Source organism: Enterococcus sp. FSL R5-0957 (assembly GCF_038008005.1).
In the GTDB taxonomy this organism is placed as follows: Bacteria; Bacillota; Bacilli; order Lactobacillales; family Enterococcaceae; genus Enterococcus_B; species Enterococcus_B faecium.
Genome location: NZ_JBBOYG010000001.1, coordinates 2,319,934 through 2,339,599, shown reverse-complemented (window position 1 = coordinate 2,339,599; position 19,666 = coordinate 2,319,934). Strand labels below are relative to the sequence as shown.

Here is a 19,666-nt window from a genome sequence, read left to right as displayed (position 1 = left end):
TGACCTTGGTATCAACGATTTAGTGATTGTTTCTAATGGAAAAGTATAAAAGTATATAAGTACATTAACAAAATAACTATTAGGGTTACGCTCCAGCTTGTGCAAGGCACTGGCAGGAGGAATCGTGAAATCATAATTATGGTTAAGCCACACGGACAACTAAAAGTCATACAAAGCTATCGAATCAATCAACAGAAGACAATCGGCAATCATTAGCTTTGTTTACAGCTTACATTGCAACGCTTGAGTTGAACCGAAAATACGAGGGAGGTAACGCAGCCATTTTGAGTTGGGGAATCTTTTTAGAAAATTATCGGGTACCTTGTTGTTTAGTCAAAATTATAAGGGGGAGTAATAGTGAGGAACAAATTTCATAAACTGTTAAGTATGTTTCTAGTTATGCTTATTGTGATCAATCAATTTGGGAACATAACGGTTCTAGCTGAGTCTTTAGCAGAACAGCCAGAGCGTTCGCTGACGATCGAAGTTGATCAAGAGGAGGCTGCTTTGGGTGAGCAGTTCCAGTTGCGAGTCAGAGGAACACCAGACCTGCTAAATGCATTGGTCATTGATAAGAGTGAGGATTTGATTGAAGGGGAAGTGAAGCAACTCAATGATTACGAACGTCTGATTACTTATTCTTCCCAGCATTCAGGTAAATACGAATTGACCGCAAGAAGCGGTGATATTCAATCAAATACGGTCTCAATAGAAATCAGTGTACCAGAAGAAAGCACAAGTGAGTCTTTAAATGTACCAGAAGAAAGCACAAGTGAATCTTTTAATGAAGCGAGATCATCTGAGCCATCTATAACGCAGGAATCTCAGATTGAAAGACAAGAGGAGCTCTTGAATTATGACATCGGCATCTCTGCTGAGCGCCCCACTTTGCCGAGCAGGCATACACAAACGTTAAAGGGATACATTCAAGGAGGCGCTGGCGATATTCTTGAAGAATATGGGGAGATGGTCGTACGAGTTCCTAGAGCATCGATTGGCTTAATTGAGTTCATTAGAGTGGAGGTCGCTGATGATTCACCTTTAAAGCCACTGGCATTTTACCAAGAAGGCACAGACGTTGTTTTTCCATTTACCTTTGATTATGAAGGATTAAATGAAGCCGCTCAGTCGTATACATTCAGTATCACGTTTGAAGTTGCTTTCTTTCAATCAGGCGGTACTGAGCCAAATAATGACTTTCAAGTGAGTCTTACTTATGCTGAGCGAGCAGCAAACACGGAATTTTTAATTACGCCTATTCCTTCATCAAGACCCATTTTTTCGAAATTATACTATGGCTCTAGAGAAATCGACAGCCAAGGAAATCTTGGGAATCTGCTGATTGACGGGCAAGACGTGACCAACAGTAATAAATTTATTTTGCAGGTAAATTATGAAGGATCACGAAAAGACGGTGTAGTGGTTACCGATGTACTACCGCAAGGAACAACTTTGGCACCGAATCCGACTACATGGAGTTCCACTGGAAATAGAGAACCTATTTCAGGTGGGGTTCGGATCGCAGAAGTAACGAATCCAGGTGAAGCAAACGTTAGAACTCATTATGTTTCCGAGGAATTTGTGGACAAAGTATCTTTTAATAAGGAAACGAATACACTTGTTGTGGACTTTGGTAATCTAGCAGAGGGTCAATCGTATTTTATTGAATATGCTCTTGAAGTGACCGATGTCGACTTGTTCAATGAAGGAAGACAAGAGGATGGGTTTTCTCGGAATCGAGCGAGTATGACCTACAATAATCAGGTAATGAGCCGAGACTACCGCTTGAGAATCCCTGAAAGTAATCTTCCGGCAATCTCTTTAAGAAAAAGTGTGGATAAAAATGTTATCAATCTCAATGAAAATGAACTAACGTATACTCTGCATGTCTCGATGTTTTCTGGAACAAGCAATACGCTTGTTATTGAAGATGTTTTGGAAGAAGGCATGGAATTTGTGTCATTTCTATCAGATATTCCCTCTTTCATTGATGCCGAAGTCAATAATGGAATAGTTCGTTTCAGTGCGAATAATACGATTGGTGGTCCGACAAGTTTTACCCTCTCTTTTAAGGTCAATGTAGAGGCGTATGCGGTCGGCGATCAAATTTTAAACTTTGCAACGCTTGTGAATAGTGACAATCGATTGAATACGAGTACTGTAAGAACAAGGAAAATCGATGGGCGTATTAAAGTAATTAAAACTGATGAGAATGGCCAAAGGCTGGCAGGAGCAAAATTTGAAATTTTATCAAGCGATTCACAAGTGATACAAGAAGGTATAACGGCAGAAAACGGAGAATTTTTAAGTGAACCGCTTCCTGTAGGCAGCTATCAAGTCCGAGAAATAGAAGCACCGGAAGGGTATCTTTTAGATGCGACGGTACATGATGTTTTTATAAATGAATACTCCATAGAAGAAGTGACGTTAACCATTGAAAACATCCTTGATACGGGTGGTGTTGAACTAATTAAACATGCTGAAGGCAGCGGTGAGGTCCTGCAAGGAGCTGTTTTTGAGTTACAGAACCGAGAAGGAGAAACGCTACAAACCGGTTTAACTACAGGAGAAGAAGGAAAACTGGCAATTGAAGGCTTAGCACCAGGAGCATATCAGCTGGTAGAAACTCAAGCGCCAATAGGGTATGAATTGGATGCGACACCGATCGAGTTTGAGATCGAAAGAAGTCAGACAGCGGTGGTAGAATTGACGAAAGAAAACCGACTTACACCAGGCGGTGTCGTGTTGACAAAGATCGATGACCAAAGCGGGGAAGTCCTGCAAGGAGCTGTTTTTGAGTTACAAGATGCCAATGGAACCGTTCTGCAGTCAGGTTTAACCACAGGAGAAGAAGGAAAACTGGCAATTGAAGGCTTAGCACCAGGAGCATATCAGCTGGTAGAAACTCAAGCGCCAATAGGGTATGAATTGGATGCGACACCGATCGAGTTTGAGATCGAAAGAAGTCAGACAGCGGTGGTAGAATTGACGAAAGAAAATCGACTTACACCAGGCGGTGTCGTGTTGACAAAGATCGATGACCAAAGCGGAGAAGTCCTGCAAGGAGCTGTTTTTGAGTTACAAGATGCCAATGGAACCGTTCTGCAGTCAGGTTTAACCACAGGAGCAGATGGAAAACTGGCAATTGACGGTTTAGCACCAGGAGCATATCAGCTGGTAGAAACTCAAGCGCCAACGGGGTATGAATTGGATGCGACACCAGTAACTTTCAAGATCGAAAAAGAACAAGAAGTGGCGATCTTTTTAACAAAAGAGAATAGAAAAGTTGCTGATAGCTCAGATATAAGAGGAAACAATCCAACAAGCAGTGGAAATAAGCATCTTCCAAAAACTGGAGAAACCATCATTAGCCAGTTTATATTGTCAATATTGGGTGTGCTACTTGTTTTCATCAGTATAAAATTTAGAAAGAAACGAAATATATGAGCTAAAATAAAAAATTGAATAAGCATAGTTTTTAAAATCAACTAGTACCCATCAATTGAATGGAAACTACCGATTTTAGAAGGGGTATACAAACAAATATTAGTATCGGAGTAGAGAAGGTTGAACCCAACCAGTAAATAAGTAAAGACAATTTTGTGCTGCGTTGAGAAGTGAAAAATAAACCTTTGTAGTAATACTAGTTAATAAAAAATATACAAAAACACTGCGAAAATCATTCTTGAGTTTCGCAGTGTTTTTTGCCTAATGACTCAAGTTTATTGGGTAATACTTTGATTTTCTTTCTACAAATAATCAGCGATCAGTTGTAATTTTTTCTCTAGTTTTAATGGCTCTTTGTCAATAAGGAGAAAAACAAGTCGGGTCTTTTGTCTCGGAAAGCTTCAACCAACTCGTGAATAAAGGTTACGCTTCCTTGAAAGGCGTGGAAAAACCAAGTAATCGATCAATCACCAATTTCGCATTTGGTAGAACATGTTTGGTGAGCTGAAAGTAGGTGGCGTTCATGTCTGTAACTAAGAATTCTATTTCTTTAGGATTAGTGCAGCTAAGGAAATAGTTTGTTAATCGAGGAATTTTTTGTGTAGGTAAATTTTCTCGATTAATTTTACTGTCTCGCCATCCGCGGAAATAAAACTCAGTTTATCCTCAACGGAAACGTGAGAACGAAATTCACAACCCTCAACACTCAAGACAGAATTCTTTTGGAAGACTTTGGTAAATAGCTTCTCAACTCTTTCAATGTGCGAATAACGGTTGTCAAAGATACCTAACAACTTTTCGAAATAAAAAATAGCGACACTTTTTCAGTCAGTAAAGAAGTGATTTTATGTCTGACATGATTTGAAATCGAGTGCCTTGGACGGATAAAATAACTTTGAGCGGTCCAATGGCTTCGACAGTTTTTACAGGTATAGCGCTGCTTTTTTAGGCGTATAACCATTGGCATATGATTATATTATTCAAAGTGGACAATGGTTTCCTTCTTCTTGTTTTTCACCACCATTAATTTCCTATTTCCATCTACCACAGCAGAACCACAATTTCTACAGACACATGGAGCAGGGAAGAGAACTGCAGCAACGATCAATGTTTTTTCTTCTGTAAGGTTTCGTAAGAGACCTCTGTAATCATCAAATTTTTGTCTATTGATCTCAGAATTTTTTTGATAGAACCATTCATAAAGCATATCGTTCTCTCAGTTGTTTATTTTGTGGTGATTTAATCATACAAGAAAACGATATGTTTTTTTATAAAAACATGAATAGGAAAAATAGTTGACAAGAAAATGACAACGCCATATGATGTTCCATAGTATTTACAACCTGTCATAGATGACTGTAAAAAATAAAAGTAAAAAGAAAGGACGACAACAGGTGGATTTTTATCAGTCTCTACAACTAGATCCGTTTATTTTAAAACAAAAAATACGAGAAGCAGCTTCTAAAAAAGAAAAGTGCATGTATATTTGTTCATTGTTTTTACGATCATTATTCATCGTATTGTTTGCCATTTGTTTTATCATTATAATTACAACATTATTTGAATCGAAGCATAAACCATACGCTGTCGTTTTATTCTGTATGTTGATGAGTATTCGTTTTGTTGACTTTGGTTATAAGATTTCCCATTCGATCATAGGTTTAGCAATCGTCATGTTCTCACTATTAGTAGCACCGTATGTCCAGCTGATCAAATGGTCAGTTATGGGCATGTTGATTCATTTTATTTTACTAAGCAGCATATTAATGGCAACCGCTAGTGATCCCAAAATGGGGAATGCTTCTTTGTACGGCTTTTCATATCTCTTTATTGTTTATTCGTTACCTAAAGATTCGTTGAACAAGAATTTCTTTACACAAACAAGTAGCTTATTATTTTTGTTTTTTTGTTGGTTTTCAGTTCTCCTTTACAGAAAACATCGAGAAAAGAACAAAGACAAAAGCTTGTTTAAAGAGATTTTTTTGAAAGGCATGTATTCGCAGGAAAAAATTTGGATGCTCATCTATGCATTTGGCATTAGTCTTTTGATCGTTGCAGGAGAGTATGTCCCTTTTCAGCGATTGATGTGGGCAGGGTTTGCATTTTCTTCTATTGTATCTAGCTATGGATTGATGTCGATTGGTTTCAAAGAACGAGCAGTAGACCGAATCATTGGCTCATTGATTGGATGTGTTTTATTTATTGGTATCAGCCAATTTATTCCTTTTAACTGGGTCGGTATATTAGGTGGTCTAGCTTTAGGTGTTTGTTCTACCTATAGATATAAAACAGTTTTTAATTCTTTTGGTGCTTTGGCAATCACTGCCAGTTTATTCGGGGTTCCAGGAGCAGTAACGATCCGCATTTTTGAGAATATCCTTGGGGTATGTTTAGGAATCATGTATATTGGGGTGACTGAAATACTTATCCGAAAAATAAGAGAAAAACACGGTTTGAATCATTAGATGAGATCGAATAAAAAATAAGGAAAAAGTGAAGATACACATGGATGATAAATTGCTATCATTCCATGTGTATCTTTTTACGGTAAATCAGTGAAACGTTCGACTTTCATTTTTAATTTATACTTTTTATGGAGTTCGTTTATTTGAGCCATCATTTCGGATTTGTGATGCTTTTCGATTGCTTCTTCATCTTTCCAACGGTCGATCAGTAAAAGAGATTCTGGATCTTCTAGTGGAAAGTAATAGTCATATTTCTCGTTTCCTTCTTCTGCACGAATCGCTTTGACAATGTTTCTTTCGACCATTTCTTCTGTAAATTTTCTGGCTTGTCTATTTGTACTTGTATACAAAATATTCACTGTGATACTCACTAAATCCCCTCCTGAAAAAATTCTATCACTAGTATATCACGGTGCCAGAAATTATTATTCAAGATATGATACACATTTTTTCCGCAATACTACGGAAATATATATTTTGAATAGAAAACGATTACAAGATATGCTTGGTTTATAAAAATAAAAGGAGTGATTGATTTATGAAAAAAGCATTGATTATTTGTGCGGCAGGAATGTCATCCTCGATGATGGCCTCAAAGACAACAGATTTCTTTAAGCAAAAAGGAGAAGAGGTACTCGTAGATGCAGTTTCAGCTACAGAAGGCGATAATATGATTAAGAATAGTGATTTTGATTTATTTCTGATCAGCCCGCAAACGACGATGTTTTTGGATAAATTCAAAAAATTAGGAGAATCTGTTGGAAAGCCTGTTGTTAGTATCCCTTTCCAAGCGTATGTCCCAATCCCTACAGGCATCCAGAAGTTAGCAGAGGTGATCGAAGAGAACATATGATGGAATAGGAGTGGATGATAATGAAACAGAAGGAAAAATTGCTGTTGAGATATTTGATTGATCACAAGAAGGAGTATGTCACCAGTCAACGTTTAGCTTCTGAATTGTTATTATCTGATCGGACAATCCGTAATTACTTGCAGCGGATCAAAGAGTTAGTAGAAAAAAACGGAGGTAAGATCATTGCTAAACCAGGTTATGGCTACCAACTGCATATTTTACAAAGACTGACATTTGACTTGTTCTTGAGTCGGCAAGAAATAGTACCTGGATATGCTAGAGAACCGCAAGGATTTTATGAGTCCGAAGATCGACAAAAGTATATATTGAACCAATTGCTTTTGGAAGATGCCATTCTTTTTATGGATGATTTGGCAGAAGAGCTTTATATCAGTCGTTCCAGTTTGACAAAGGACATGCAAGAAATCAAGGAGCGATTGATTCCATATTCACTAAAAATCGTTTCTAAGCATGGTCAAGGAACATGGATCGAAGGGGAAGAAAGAAATCGACGGCATTTTATCATGGATACTTTTTTTGGAAACTATTATGGAAATTCATTGAAAGAATATTTAGGACAAAGCCGTTTTTTACCAGACATCAGTTTTGAAGAGCTAGTCATTATCATTCTCGATGAAACAAGAGAAGCTAAGTTAAAAGTTTCGGATTTTATCATACAGAATCTGACTTTACACTTGGCTTTGGGGATCAAACGGCTCCGAGAAGGGTTTGAAATCAAGGAATTAGGCATCGAACAAGAAGTTTCTAAGCGAGTAGAGTATCAAGTGGCGCAGCGGATCGTTCAACGTATTGAGGTAATCGCAGGTGTATCGTTTCCCGAAGAAGAAATTGCTTATTTGACATTACATCTCATGGCTAAGTCGAATCACAAAGAAAATAAAAATGATCAGGAACTATCAAAGGAATTAGCGAAAGTTCTGAAAAGATTGTCTCAGGAATTTCATTTTTCATTAGTAGAGGATCTCCAGCTTTTCAATGGACTACTCGATCATTTGTCATCGATGATGATTCGATTGAGCCGAGGTATTCGCATTGAGAACCCATTGACTGAGGAGATAAAGAAAGAAAATCCCAAAGTCTTTGACGCAGTAAAAAGGCATTTCAGCAACATGCCGGCTTTGAAAAACTATACCATCAATGAAGATGAATGGGCCTATTTGGCTTTGCATCTCATGGCGGCATTGGAAAAAGAAAGAGCTGCGCATAAACTACATGCATTGATTATCTGTGCAACGGGTTACGGCAGTGCCCAACTATTAAAGAATCGTGTAGTCAGTGAATTCGGTAAAAATATTACAGTGGTAAGTGTAAAAGGCTATTATGAGATCAATGAAACAACTTTAAAAGGAATCGACCTGATTATTTCTTCTATTGATCTTTCGACAATGTTTTTCAAAATTCCAGTTTTACATGTCAGTATTTTTTTGAATGAAGATGATGTTCGTAAAATACGAAAGGTAGTTGGAGAATCTATACCCTATCATTCCTCAGATAGACCGATACCAGCATTTTCTCTACAGCAAAAAAAGCAGATTTACACCGAACAGTTGTCTGAAAAATTTTTCAAGACTTATACGTACGAACCGAAAAAGGAAGAAATTCTTCATGATTTGCTGCAAAAGCTGAGCATAAATGAAGAAGAAGGATATATAAGAGAAATGCGAAAGCAGATCTAACAACGTGAAAATATGGGACCAATCATATTCAGTGATACAGTGGCAGTCCCACATCCCGCTGTTCCAGTTGGAATCGAAACAAAGGTAGCCGTTGCATTGATTCCTTCTGGGATGCAGTGGGATCAATATCAAGAAATTCATTTTGTTTTTTTAGTTTCGCCTTCTTATATCGAAAATGAAGGAATTACGGTCGTGACTAAAGCAATCGTTAGGTTAGTTGACCAGCTAAAAGTACAGCAGGAAATCTTAGCTGAACCTATTTTTGAGAATTTCAGCAGTAAATTTATCAAACTGATCGAATAAGGAGGAAAACAGATGGCTGAAAAAATAAACAGTGAAACACTACAAGTGACTTCTTTTGATATCATTTTCCATAGCGGAAATGCACGTACACTGATACATGAAGCATTTCGCTCGATGCGTAAAGAGATGTTTGAAGAAGTAGAAGAGAAGTTGCGACAAGCAAATGAAGAGATTCTTCATGCGCATCAGTCACAAACTCAACTTCTGAAAGAATATGCCAGCGGGACAAAAATAGAAATGGAAATTATCATGGTCCATGCACAAGATCATCTGATGACGACGATGACATTATTGGAAGTTGCACAGGAAATGAATTATTTGTATCAAAAAAATAAATAGAAAGGAAGGATCATTGTGCAGGATACAGTAAAAAGGAAAATCGAATTAGAAAAAAAGCAACTTAGTTTGAAAAACATGTATTTCAATCGTTATCTAATCGTACGTTACCTGACTGCCTTTTTCTTTTTCATGAACATGCAATGGATGATTCTGCTTCTATCAGCTAAAAGTTTAGGAAGTAGTTTACCGATGATTCTGATTTTAGCTATTTTGCCTGCAGTAGGAGAACAAGTAAAGCTTTATCGAAAACACCAAACGAACGTTCCATGGACAAAGTGGTATTTTTTGTTCCAGAGTGTCTTTAATTTATTATTGATTCCAGTGTTGTTTACCTCAGGATTTACATTCTTGTATCCTTTTATGGCAAATAACAATGGAGGACAGTTATTTGTTTTCATTCTTTTTGTAAGCGGTATTTTTACCAGTGCATTTATACAGTATCGTTTAAAGAAAATTTCACTCAACCAAGACCAACAGTATATCCGTATTAAACAATATGAAAAAGCGTTATATTTAGGAAAGGAGAATAACTAATGTTTGATTTTTTGCAGAAATACCTGATGGGACCTATGGGGAAAATTGCGCAACTTAAAATCGTTCGGGCTGTCATGGCAGCGGGGATGGCTTCTATTCCTTTCACGATTGTAGGCTCGATGTTTTTGGCTTTAAATATTTTGCCATTACCGTTCCCATTTTTAGAAGGATTTTTTAATGCAACTTTTTTCAAAGTTAGTGACTTGTACATGATCGTCAATACAATGACGATGGGGATTTTATCTATTTACTTTGCCATTGTGTTTGCTTATGAATTAACGTCAATTGAACGAGATGAACAAAAATTAAATGTTAATCCGCTCACGGGGGCATTACTATCTGTTTTTGCATTCTTTATGTGTATCCCTGAATTGATCATGACTGATGGTAAAATCAGCTTGATTGCTTCTATCAATGAGACAGAAACTGTAGTAAATGGTATTAGGATGGGCTCTTTTGTCGAACGTTTAGGAACTTCAGGAATCTTTACAGCTATTATTATGTCGATTATTGCGGTCGAATTGTATTGTATGTGTGTCAAGAGAAATTGGGTCATAAAAATGCCAGATGTTGTTCCGCCAGGAGTTTCTCGTTCTTTCACTGCTCTGATCCCAACATTTGTCATTGCGTTTGTGGTGATGATCATCAATGGATTATTAGTTGCACTAGGAACGGATATCTTCAAAATGATTGCTATCCCATTTGGGTTTGTTACGCAGTTGACGAATACATGGCTTGGTGTCATGGTGATTTATTTCTTGATCCATGCATTGTGGATCGTAGGGATCCATGGAGCGAATATCATCACTTCTTTCTTGACCCCGATCGTATTAGCTAATATGGCAGCTAACGCACAAGGCGCAAATTATCCGTTGGCAGGAGAATTCAACAATTCTTATGTAACCGTTGGTGGATCAGGTGCGACTTTAGGATTGATCATCTTTATTGCATTCCTCGCGAAATCTGATCAGCTGAAAGTGTTAGGAAAAGCCTCACTTGTACCAGGATTATTCAATATCAATGAACCAATCATTTTCGGGATGCCAATCGTCTACAATCCCTATTTAGCGGTTCCGTTTTTCTTAGCTCCGATGGCTTCTGCTACACTCGCTTATTTTGCCATTCGGCTGGAAATCGTCAAACCGATGCTTGCACAGATGCCGTGGCCTTCACCAGTCGGGATCGGAGCATTTGTTGGTAGTGGTGGTGATTGGAAAGCGGCTGTGTTAGCAGTCATTTGTGCAATCATCGCATTCATTATCTGGTTCCCATTTATCAAATTCTATGATAATAAATTATTAAATGAAGAAAGAGAAAAGGCAGCAGAATTAGCTAGTGAAAAGTTAAAATGATTTCTAAGAAAAAAGGAACTGTGACAAAAAATCACAGTCCCTTTTTTCTTAGAAATGGGAAACCACTAGTATATAAATACCATTATTCTTCAATCAACCGCTTCACGATTGCATAATCCCCTTCATAAGGTTCATCTACACCATTGATTTTTTGATAGGGATCCACGCCTTTTCCCGCAATAACGACTGAATCTTGCGGAGCGCTTTCTGCTAAAGCGCGTCGAATCGCTTCAGGACGATCCATTTCATAATGAACGATCAAATCTGGATTAGTAATTGCTTCATTGATTTCTTCCGCGATTTTTTTCGGATCTTCAAATGCTGGGTCATCTGCCGTCAAAAAGGCGATGTCAGCTGTTTCTGATAGCACTTTTCCAAAATCATGTCGACGGGAGATTGCTTTGTTTCCTGGGCTGCCTAATACAACAATTACACGGCCATCTGGATGTTCATTTTTGGCAAATTCCAGCAATGTTTTCAAGCTTAGATAATTATGTGCGTAGTCCACATAGACATGCGCTCCATTGGATTGGATCAATTGATCCATTCGGCCTGGTACACGAGCTTCTTTTAATCCGTCTTGTGCATCTTGACTGGAGGCACCTGTTAGTGCTGCGGCAATGATCGCACTGGCTGCATTTTCTTGGTTGAATCCTCCAGCCAGCAAAATATCATAAGCAGTATCGCAGATAGCTAAGCGATCTTCATGAGAAGATAAAGTAAAACCGTGAGTACCTTTATCTGAACGGATCACTTGATAATTGCTTTCTTCCGAACGACCATAAGTGATCGTTGGAATCTGGAATAGATCGGCTGTTTCCCTAAGTAAATCAAAATAGTCACTTTCATGATTTAAAACAACTGTTTTTGAATTCAAGATCAATTGTCGCTTGCAATAGAAATAGTCATCAAATGTCGGATGTTCGATCGGACTGATATGGTCAGGCGAGATATTCAAGAAGATTCCGACATCTAAAGTCAAGCCGTATACGCGTTGTGTTTTGTAAGCTTGTGAAGAAACTTCCATCACTAGATGAGTCATACCATTTTCAACTGCTTCTGACATCATACGATATAAATCTAATGACTCAGGCGTTGTCAAATGGGATTTGAAATATGTTTTGCCATCTAACGTTGTATTCATAGTAGAAAGCAATGCTGTTTTTTTATTTGTTGTGTGATCCAAGATTGCTTTTGTAAAGTACGCAGCAGTTGTTTTACCTTTTGTTCCAGTGAATCCGATCACTTTCAATTTATTTTGCGGATAGTCGTAAAAAGCCATAGCAAGAAGCGCCATTGCTTTACGGATATCCGTTACGATGATTCCTACTGCTGAATTTTCGTATGGCTGTTCTGATACATAATATTGAATACCCTGTTCGATTGCTGAATCCAAATATTCTTCTTTGAAATTCATTCCTTTACAGAAAAACAAAGTAGAAGCATCAGCTTTTCTTGAATCATAACTTAACTGAAGAAATTCAGCTTTTTCTGGTACATCAAGATGCCAGCCTCTTGTTGAAACAAATTCTTTTAATAGATTTTCTTTTAATAGTAAATGACGGATGTCTTCTAAAGAGAAGCTCATTGATTGATCCCTCGCTTCATTCAATTTCTTGGTTTATTATAGCACACTCTTTTTAATATATCGTTTGTTTCCGCTATGACAAAATCCAGCTTTATTCAAATTTTCTTGACACAGGGGACAAGCGGATGAGTATTTTCATAAACAATGAACTGACTGTAATAGATAGGAGAACGAATAGTGTCTCCAACAATCCAAAAACATAATAATTCAAAAAGACGATAAGACTATTGGTAAGTAAAAGTCCTTGCGGCATTGGAAGCCGAAAAAATTTGTGGAAAATAATCGGCGGTATCGTTATACCGCCATTTGAGGCCCCGACTGTGTACAATGTGTAAACCCCAAGACTGAACAAAAGACTTCCTGAAATCAGTGAAAAGAAATGTGAGGAGATCATTTCCACTTTTGGAACAATCTCTAAAACAACAGGAAAAAGCAGACTTCCCGCTACAGTCTTAAAAAATACTGATTTTCCTAATAGGACAGCGGCTAGAAGCAGCATCATAAGATTGATGCTCCAAACAGTAACTGAGCGTTGGATAGAAAAGGCCGTTTCAACTAAATGTCCGATGGCGCCCACTCCGGCGGAAGCTATATCGTGAGGGAGCAAGAACCAATTCAATCCAACTGTGATAAAGAAAAGACCTAAAAATATAACGGGTAGTTTTTTTATTTCTTGTGTCATTGATATCTCCTATAAATGTTAGCCATAAAAGGCTGTATATTTCTTTACTTTACCAAAAAAACGAAACCGAATTCAAAAAAACAATTGTTCTTATAAAAGTTATATAAAATCGATTGCCAGTTTCTGTTTTACCAATTAAAATGATAGTAATGTTTTGTAGAAAGTTGGAATCTGACCGATGGATAATCAAAGAAAACCAGCATTAGATCAATTAACACCGCAAGAAAAAATGGCACGAGGCTCTGCTTGGATGACCGCCAGTAATATCATTTCAAGATTGCTAGGCGCTGTCTATATCATTCCCTGGTATGCTTGGATGGGCGAAAATGCTAAGGCTGCCAATGGATTATTCAATATGGGATACAATATATATGCATTGCTTCTACTGATCTCTACAGCAGGAATACCTGCTGCGATTGCAAAACAAACTGCACGCTATAATTCATTGAATGAATATGGCACTTCACGACGATTATTTATCCGTGCATTACAGATGATGGGCGGGTTAGGTCTATTGTTTGCTTTGTTCATGTACATCGCCTCTCCTTGGCTAGCTCATGCTTCTGGTGGCGGAGAAGAACTGATTCCAACGATGCGTTCTTTGAGTATCGCTGTATTGGTTTTTCCTTTTATGAGTGTGATACGAGGGTATTTTCAAGGCAATCAAGAGATGATGCCTTATGCGCTGTCGCAGATTGTAGAACAGGTGGCACGTATTTTTTATATGCTATTGGCTACATTCATCATCATGAAAGTCATGGATGGTGACTATGTGACGGCGGTCACGCAATCAACTTTCGCGGCATTTATCGGTATGCTAGCAAGTATTCTTGTCCTTTTGTATTTTTTGAAGAAACATCAAGCGTATACATCGGCGTTTATTCACTACAGCGAAAACAAAGTAAATATTGCAACGAAGGAATTGTTGTTAGATACCGTTAAAGAAGCGATTCCGTTTATTATTGTGGGTTCAGGGGTAACGATCTTCAAATTAGTCGATCAGTTCACTTTTATGAAGATCATGTCTGCATCCACCGAATATTCCAATGCACAGTTACTGGATCTTTTTTCGATTTTTAGTGCCAATCCAGATAAGTTGACGATGGTAGTTATCGCATTGGCAACATCGATCGCGTCTACTGGGTTACCGTTGATTACAGAAGCTGTTACGTTGAAAGATCGAGTAGGTCTGGCAAAATTGACAAGCGGAAATTTACAGTTGTTTTCATTTTTTATGTTTCCGGCGACATTTGGTGTTATGTTACTTGCCTATCCGCTAAATACATTATTTTATACACCGGATTCTCTAGGAAGTAATGTACTGATCCAAGCAAGTTTTGTAGGACTCTTCCTAGGACTATATATGCTAGTTTCCAACATGCTGCAAGGAATGTTTGAAAACAAGGCGGCAATTAATTATTTGGTTATTGGGTTTCTAGTGAAACTCCTTCTTCAATACCCAGCCATTCGTTTATTTGAAGTATACGGCCCTTTATTGGCGACAATGATCGGATTTGCTGTGTCTTGTACCTTGATCTTAAAGAGAATCCATGAAGTAGCCCGCTTTAAACCAAGTTTTGTCTGGCGCAGGACATTGCTGATCTTTATTCTTACCTTGATTATGCTTTTGGCTTCGTGGATCACAAAGATGATTTTTGGTGCTTTTTTAAACGAAGATAGCAAATTCCAGTCTCTATTGTTGATTCTTGTAGTAGCAGGTATAGGGGCTTTAGTGTATGGTTATTTAGCTTTGAAAATCCGCTTGGCAGAAAGACTACTAGGACCAGGAATAGCGCGTTTACGACATAAATTAAAAATAAAATAAGTGAATCAGAAGAGCTAGATTGATGCTCTTTTGAAATGGGGGAAACGCATGCGTTTAGATAAGTTTTTAGCAGATATGGGACTTGGCAGCCGCAAAGAAGTCAAAGGATTGATCAAAAAAGGAACGATCGAAGTCAATGGACAAGTGGTGAAAAGCGATAAAGCGCAAGTAAATGAATTCGAAGATGCGGTTACTTATTTAGGAGAAATCATTACGTATCAAAAAGATTTTTACTACATTTTGCATAAACCTGCAGGAGTCATTTCTGCTACTCAGGATAATCATGATCAAACCGTAATCGATTTATTGGAAGACCAGGATTATCGGGAAGATCTTTTTCCAGTCGGCCGATTAGATAAAGACACAGAGGGCCTCTTGATTTTAACGAATGACGGGGTGTTTGCCCATCAGTTACTATCACCTAAAAAACATGTGGAGAAAGAATATCTAGCTGAGGTTAGCGGTATAATGACAGAAGAAGATATCCGTTTATTTGCGGAAGGACTGATTATTGATGGCGATGAGCAGACATTGCCGGCAAAACTCCAAATTGATCAAGTAGATCAAGAGACAGAAACTTCAATTATCCGTCTGATTTTGCATGAAGGAAAGTTTCACCAAGTTAAGCGAATGGTCAAAGCAGTAGGAAAAGAAGTCTTATATTTAAAAAGAATCCGTATGGGAAAATTTTGGCTGCCTAAAGATTTGAATAAAGGGCAATATCGACCCATGACCAAAGAAGAGCTAGAACAAGTGAGAGAAAAATAATTGAATGGATAGCTAAAAGAATAAGCAGAGTAGTTGTAGCGCCATCTGAAAAGCAGACTTGTCCGTCTGACTTTCGGATGGCTTTTTTGTGAAATTTCGGCTTATTTCCGTAGAAGCTACTTCTGGAACACCGTTTGTTCGGAATAAGGGACTGTGACAAGACTTTTGTCACAGTCCCCATTGTTCCTTGTGACTCAGAGTTAGATAGTAAGGACACGATCTCCCTAATACTCAGGCCAAAACGCTGAATTCACAACCTCTCCTATACTTTGTTTCATTTTCCCTATACTTTGTTTATTTATTCTCATTATTGAAAGCGCTATAATTGAGTTGCGAATGAATCGAAAGGGGTTTTTAGATGAAAAAACGAAAGGGGTTCAATTATTTTTTTATGAATCTATGGCGTTATAAAGCACTTGTCCTGATGGCTGTACCGGGTATGCTTTGGATGATTTTTTTCTTTTACATACCTGTAATGGCGAATGTCGTAGCATTCAAAAATTTTCATATTTCAGCAGATGGGTTCTTGGCTAGCTTGAGGGAAAGTCCTTGGGTGGGTTGGGAAAATTTCAAATTTTTATTTTCTTCGGATCAAGCATTTCTCATCACTAAAAATACAATTTTATATAATGTAGCATTTATCCTTTTGAATCTGCTGATCTCAGTCGTATTTGCAATCATTATGAGCGAGTTGAGAAATAAACGACTCGTTAAAGTTTATCAAACGATGTCCTTACTACCTTATTTTCTATCTTGGGTCATTATCAGTTACTTTGTTTACGCTTTTTTAAGTCCCGACAAAGGAATATTCAATCAGTGGATCACTGGACATGGAGGAGAAGCTGTCAATTGGTATAATGAACCGAAATATTGGCCGTTTATCTTGGTGTTCATCGGTACATGGAAAGGGATTGGTTATAACAGCATTATTTACTTTGCATCTGTTATGGGAATCGATCCGACTTATTATGAAGCTGCTATGGTTGATGGAGCTAGCAAATGGCAGCAGATCAAACATGTGACGATACCACAACTTATTCCACTAATGACGATTTTAACGATTTTAGCCGTAGGAAACATTTTCCGAGCTGATTTTGGCCTGTTTTATAACATTCCTAGGAATTCCGGTGCATTATATGATGTGACTCAAGTTTTGGATACGTATATCTACAATGGCCTGACATCCACAGGAGATTTTGGTATGACGGCTGCTGCAGGACTTTACCAATCAGTTGTCGGCTTTGTCTTGTTGATGATCACAAATACGATCGCCCGACGTTTTGATAGCGATTCTGCATTATTCTAAGGAGGAAAAAAATGAAAAAAAAGAAAGTGGAGAGAGTCCAAGTCCGCTCTTTCAATAAGACGGCTAATTTTTTCTCTAATATAATGATTGCACTCTTTGCTATTTCCTGTATTTTGCCATTTATATTTGTTATCGCCATCTCTTTTACCGATGAGTCCATATTGTCGACTCACGGGTACAGTTTTTGGTCAGAAAAGTTCAGTATATTTGGTTATACGTACTTGTTCGACCAGATGCAGGATAAAATTTTCCAAGCGCTTTTCGTCACTGTACTTGTTACTGTTTTAGGTACACTGATCAATAGCACGGCTACTTCTTTATATGCTTATGCGATTTCACGGTCAAACTTTCCATTCCGTCGTTTTTTTACCGTTTTTTGTTTGATTACGATGTTGTTCTCACCAGGGATGGTGGCCAATTATCTTGTTATGACAAATCTTCTTCAGTTAAAAGATACGATTTGGGCATTGATCTTGCCAATGGCTGTCAGTCCCTTCAATATTATTGTGATGCGCACATTCTTTAAACGTTCGGTCTCAGATTCGATTATTGAATCGGCACGGATCGATGGAGCTAGCGAACTGCGAATATTTGTTCAGATCGTTTTACCGTTAGCTGTTCCAGGTATTGCGACAATCAGTTTATTTGCCGCATTGGGTTACTGGAATGACTGGTTCAATGCTTTACTATACATCCAAGATGATAAGCTAGTTCCACTACAGTATCTTTTGATGAAAATCCAAAGTAATATTCAATATCTGACACAAAATTCAGGAGCAGGAAGCCAATTGACAGGCGGATTAGCCTCAGTTCCAGGAGAATCTGCCAGAATGGCGATCGTAGTCATCTCGACGTTGCCTATTGCGATCAGCTATCCATTTTTCCAGAAGCATTTTGTCAAAGGTCTAACAATCGGCGGAGTAAAAGAATAAAGAAACAAAAATATAAATCATAAAATTAGGAGGAAGAAAAATGAAGTTATGGAAGAAACTAGCCTTTACAGGTGTTTCAGCGTTGTTGTTGGGAACATTAGCAGCATGCGGAGGTTCTGGTTCTAAAGACCAGGCAGAAGCTAGCAATTCGGACACTTTGCAGATGTATCAAATCGGAGATAAACCAGATAATTTCGATCAATTGATGGAAGTAGCAAACAAACGAATCGAAAAAGAGATCGGTGTAAAAGTCAATATCAATTACATTGGCTGGGGCGATTACGAAAAGAAAATGAACGTCATCATTTCTTCCGGGGAAAATTATGATATCGCCTTTGCGAACAACTATGTTTCCAATGCCCAAAAAGGAGCCTTTGCTGATTTGACTGAATTAGCGCCTAAGTACGCTGAAAAAGCTTATAATGATTTAGATGAAGCATATATTAAAGGAAATCTGGTCAATGGAAAATTATATGCTTTCCCAGTCAATGGAAATGTCTTTGCTCAACAAGTACTTACTTTTAACAAAGCTTTACTAGATAAATACGATCTTTCAATTGATGGAATCCAATCTTACGCTGATGCAGAAAAAGTCTTGAAGGAATTCCATGAAAAAGAACCAAACACGGCAGCTTTTGCCATTGGACAAGGCTTCAAAGTCCAAGGGAACTTTGATTATCCTTTAGGGAATACGTTACCGTTTGCTATTGATCTGGATGGAGATGATTCGAAAATCATCAACCAATACGATAATGAAACGTATATCGGACTGTTACGTACAATGCATAGCTGGTACAAACAAGGACTCATTCCAAGTGACGCTGCAACGAGCAATAAGGATTATCCACTAGAAGGAAATACTTGGCTAATGCGTGGAGAAACACAAGGACCGTATGATTATGGCGATACAATTTTGACAAATGCAGCAAAACAAGAACTTGTCTCAAAAGCAATTACTGTTCCACTAAAATCTACAGCTCAAGCACAAATGGCAAATTTTGTCGTATCAAATACTTCAAAAAATAAAGAAAAATCAGTAGAGCTTCTAGGGCTGCTTAACAGTGATCCAGAATTATTGAATGGGCTTGTTTGGGGGATCGAAGGAGAAGCATGGGAAAAAGTCGATGGTTCAGATGATAAAATCAAATTGCTAGATGGTTATCAGCCAAATACACATATGTCTGCTTGGAATACAGGAAACAACAAGATTCTATATACACAAGAGTCTATTACGGATGACATGATTGCCAAACGTGATCAATCGATTGCTGATGCAGAAACTTCACCGATTTTAGGATTCAGCTTCAACACTGACAGTGTCAAAACAGAATTAAGTAATATTTCTAATGTCATGAATCAATATTTAGATGGATTGAATACAGGGACTGTTGATCCAGATGAAACATTACCGAAATTGAAAGACGCTTTGGACAAGGCTGGCTATGATAAGGTATTGAAAGAAATGCAAAAACAATATGATGAGTTCCGACAAGAATAATAATGAATAAAGACAAAGGGGTTGTGACAAAAGACGTGTCACAACCTCTTGTTCCGAATAAACGGTGTTCAAAAGCC

At 37.9% G+C, this 19,666-nt stretch carries 14 protein-coding genes and 2 pseudogenes; 12 read left to right on the top strand and 4 right to left on the bottom strand.

Annotation, left to right across the window (positions count from 1 at the left end; translation table 11 throughout):
- Nucleotides 1–357: 357 nt before the first annotated feature.
- The gene (locus MKX69_RS11370) at nucleotides 358–3,447 is read left to right on the top strand and encodes a SpaA isopeptide-forming pilin-related protein (RefSeq protein WP_341010270.1); all 3,090 of its coding nucleotides are present in this window, start codon (nucleotides 358–360) and stop codon (nucleotides 3,445–3,447) included.
- A gap of 361 nt (nucleotides 3,448–3,808) precedes the next feature.
- On the opposite strand, the pseudogene MKX69_RS11365 reads toward MKX69_RS11370, so the two are convergent.
- Nucleotides 3,809–4,647 (bottom strand): annotated as a pseudogene (locus MKX69_RS11365) (transposase); the annotation flags it as partial.
- A 152-nt stretch (nucleotides 4,648–4,799) separates the two neighbouring features.
- Between MKX69_RS11365 and MKX69_RS11360 the strand changes: the two are divergent.
- Nucleotides 4,800–5,912, top strand: a complete 1,113-nt coding sequence (locus MKX69_RS11360) for an FUSC family protein (RefSeq protein ID WP_002321621.1) — start codon at nucleotides 4,800–4,802, stop codon at nucleotides 5,910–5,912.
- A gap of 77 nt (nucleotides 5,913–5,989) precedes the next feature.
- Here the strand turns inward: MKX69_RS11360 and MKX69_RS11355 are convergent, their stop codons facing one another.
- A complete protein-coding gene (locus MKX69_RS11355) occupies nucleotides 5,990–6,283 on the bottom strand; it encodes a putative quinol monooxygenase (RefSeq protein WP_341010266.1) in 294 nt (97 codons plus the stop codon).
- Between the two features lie 167 nt (nucleotides 6,284–6,450).
- Between MKX69_RS11355 and MKX69_RS11350 the strand changes: the two genes are divergently transcribed.
- The 5 genes and pseudogenes from MKX69_RS11350 to celB all read left to right on the top strand — a co-directional run bounded on the left by MKX69_RS11350 (nucleotide 6,451) and on the right by celB (nucleotide 10,990).
- Complete coding sequence (locus MKX69_RS11350; protein ID WP_002297720.1) at nucleotides 6,451–6,765, top strand: PTS cellobiose transporter subunit IIB; 315 nt, start codon at nucleotides 6,451–6,453, stop codon at nucleotides 6,763–6,765.
- Nucleotides 6,766–6,785: 20 nt separating this feature from the next.
- Nucleotides 6,786–8,765 (top strand): annotated as a pseudogene (locus MKX69_RS11345) (BglG family transcription antiterminator).
- Nucleotides 8,766–8,777: 12 nt separating this feature from the next.
- The gene (locus tag MKX69_RS11340) at nucleotides 8,778–9,104 is read left to right on the top strand and encodes a PTS cellobiose transporter subunit IIA (RefSeq protein WP_002285954.1); all 327 of its coding nucleotides are present in this window, start codon (nucleotides 8,778–8,780) and stop codon (nucleotides 9,102–9,104) included.
- 15 nt (nucleotides 9,105–9,119) lie between these two features.
- The gene (locus tag MKX69_RS11335; RefSeq protein WP_341010263.1) at nucleotides 9,120–9,638 is read left to right on the top strand and encodes a hypothetical protein; all 519 of its coding nucleotides are present in this window, start codon (nucleotides 9,120–9,122) and stop codon (nucleotides 9,636–9,638) included.
- Nucleotides 9,638–10,990, top strand: a complete 1,353-nt coding sequence (gene celB / locus MKX69_RS11330) for a PTS cellobiose transporter subunit IIC (RefSeq protein WP_341010261.1) — start codon at nucleotides 9,638–9,640, stop codon at nucleotides 10,988–10,990. The genes MKX69_RS11335 and celB overlap by 1 nt, the downstream gene beginning before the upstream one ends.
- A gap of 82 nt (nucleotides 10,991–11,072) precedes the next feature.
- On the opposite strand, the gene MKX69_RS11325 is transcribed toward celB, so the two are convergent.
- Nucleotides 11,073–12,578, bottom strand: a complete 1,506-nt coding sequence (locus tag MKX69_RS11325; RefSeq protein ID WP_002294486.1) for a UDP-N-acetylmuramoyl-L-alanyl-D-glutamate--L-lysine ligase — start codon at nucleotides 12,576–12,578, stop codon at nucleotides 11,073–11,075.
- Between the two features lie 91 nt (nucleotides 12,579–12,669).
- On the bottom strand, nucleotides 12,670–13,260 hold the full coding sequence (locus MKX69_RS11320) for a YitT family protein (RefSeq protein ID WP_002285964.1): 591 nt from the start codon (nucleotides 13,258–13,260) through the stop codon (nucleotides 12,670–12,672).
- A 178-nt stretch (nucleotides 13,261–13,438) separates the two neighbouring features.
- Here MKX69_RS11320 and MKX69_RS11315 point away from each other — a divergent pair, with 178 nt between their 5' ends.
- The 5 genes from MKX69_RS11315 (at nucleotide 13,439) to MKX69_RS11295 (ending at nucleotide 19,589) form a co-directional block, all read left to right on the top strand.
- The gene (locus tag MKX69_RS11315; protein ID WP_341010260.1) at nucleotides 13,439–15,085 is read left to right on the top strand and encodes a putative polysaccharide biosynthesis protein; all 1,647 of its coding nucleotides are present in this window, start codon (nucleotides 13,439–13,441) and stop codon (nucleotides 15,083–15,085) included.
- Nucleotides 15,086–15,133: 48 nt separating this feature from the next.
- Nucleotides 15,134–15,853, top strand: coding sequence for a pseudouridine synthase (locus MKX69_RS11310; protein ID WP_002285969.1), 720 nt, complete (start codon nucleotides 15,134–15,136; stop codon nucleotides 15,851–15,853).
- Between the two features lie 358 nt (nucleotides 15,854–16,211).
- The gene (locus MKX69_RS11305) at nucleotides 16,212–17,159 is read left to right on the top strand and encodes an ABC transporter permease (RefSeq protein WP_341010258.1); all 948 of its coding nucleotides are present in this window, start codon (nucleotides 16,212–16,214) and stop codon (nucleotides 17,157–17,159) included.
- 11 nt (nucleotides 17,160–17,170) lie between these two features.
- Complete coding sequence (locus MKX69_RS11300; RefSeq protein ID WP_341010256.1) at nucleotides 17,171–18,091, top strand: carbohydrate ABC transporter permease; 921 nt, start codon at nucleotides 17,171–17,173, stop codon at nucleotides 18,089–18,091.
- Nucleotides 18,092–18,131: 40 nt separating this feature from the next.
- Complete coding sequence (locus tag MKX69_RS11295) at nucleotides 18,132–19,589, top strand: ABC transporter substrate-binding protein (RefSeq protein WP_002285974.1); 1,458 nt, start codon at nucleotides 18,132–18,134, stop codon at nucleotides 19,587–19,589.
- Nucleotides 19,590–19,666: the final 77 nt, after the last annotated feature.

What these genes read in the sequence shown, in the direction of transcription:
- MKX69_RS11295 (WP_002285974.1), top strand. Translation starts at nt 18,132, where the DNA reads ATGAAGTTATGGAAGAAACTAGCCTTTACAGGTGTTTCAGCGTTGTTG.
- MKX69_RS11310 (WP_002285969.1), top strand. Translation starts at nt 15,134, where the DNA reads ATGCGTTTAGATAAGTTTTTAGCAGATATGGGACTTGGCAGCCGCAAA.
- MKX69_RS11315 (WP_341010260.1), top strand. Translation starts at nt 13,439, where the DNA reads ATGGATAATCAAAGAAAACCAGCATTAGATCAATTAACACCGCAAGAA.
- MKX69_RS11340 (WP_002285954.1), top strand. Translation starts at nt 8,778, where the DNA reads ATGGCTGAAAAAATAAACAGTGAAACACTACAAGTGACTTCTTTTGAT.
- MKX69_RS11360 (WP_002321621.1), top strand. Translation starts at nt 4,800, where the DNA reads ATGACTGTAAAAAATAAAAGTAAAAAGAAAGGACGACAACAGGTGGAT.
- celB (WP_341010261.1), top strand. Translation starts at nt 9,638, where the DNA reads ATGTTTGATTTTTTGCAGAAATACCTGATGGGACCTATGGGGAAAATT.
- MKX69_RS11300 (WP_341010256.1), top strand. Translation starts at nt 17,171, where the DNA reads ATGAAAAAAAAGAAAGTGGAGAGAGTCCAAGTCCGCTCTTTCAATAAG.
- MKX69_RS11320 (WP_002285964.1), bottom strand. Translation starts at nt 13,260, where the DNA reads ATGACACAAGAAATAAAAAAACTACCCGTTATATTTTTAGGTCTTTTC.
- MKX69_RS11350 (WP_002297720.1), top strand. Translation starts at nt 6,451, where the DNA reads ATGAAAAAAGCATTGATTATTTGTGCGGCAGGAATGTCATCCTCGATG.
- MKX69_RS11325 (WP_002294486.1), bottom strand. Translation starts at nt 12,578, where the DNA reads ATGAGCTTCTCTTTAGAAGACATCCGTCATTTACTATTAAAAGAAAAT.
- MKX69_RS11305 (WP_341010258.1), top strand. Translation starts at nt 16,212, where the DNA reads ATGAAAAAACGAAAGGGGTTCAATTATTTTTTTATGAATCTATGGCGT.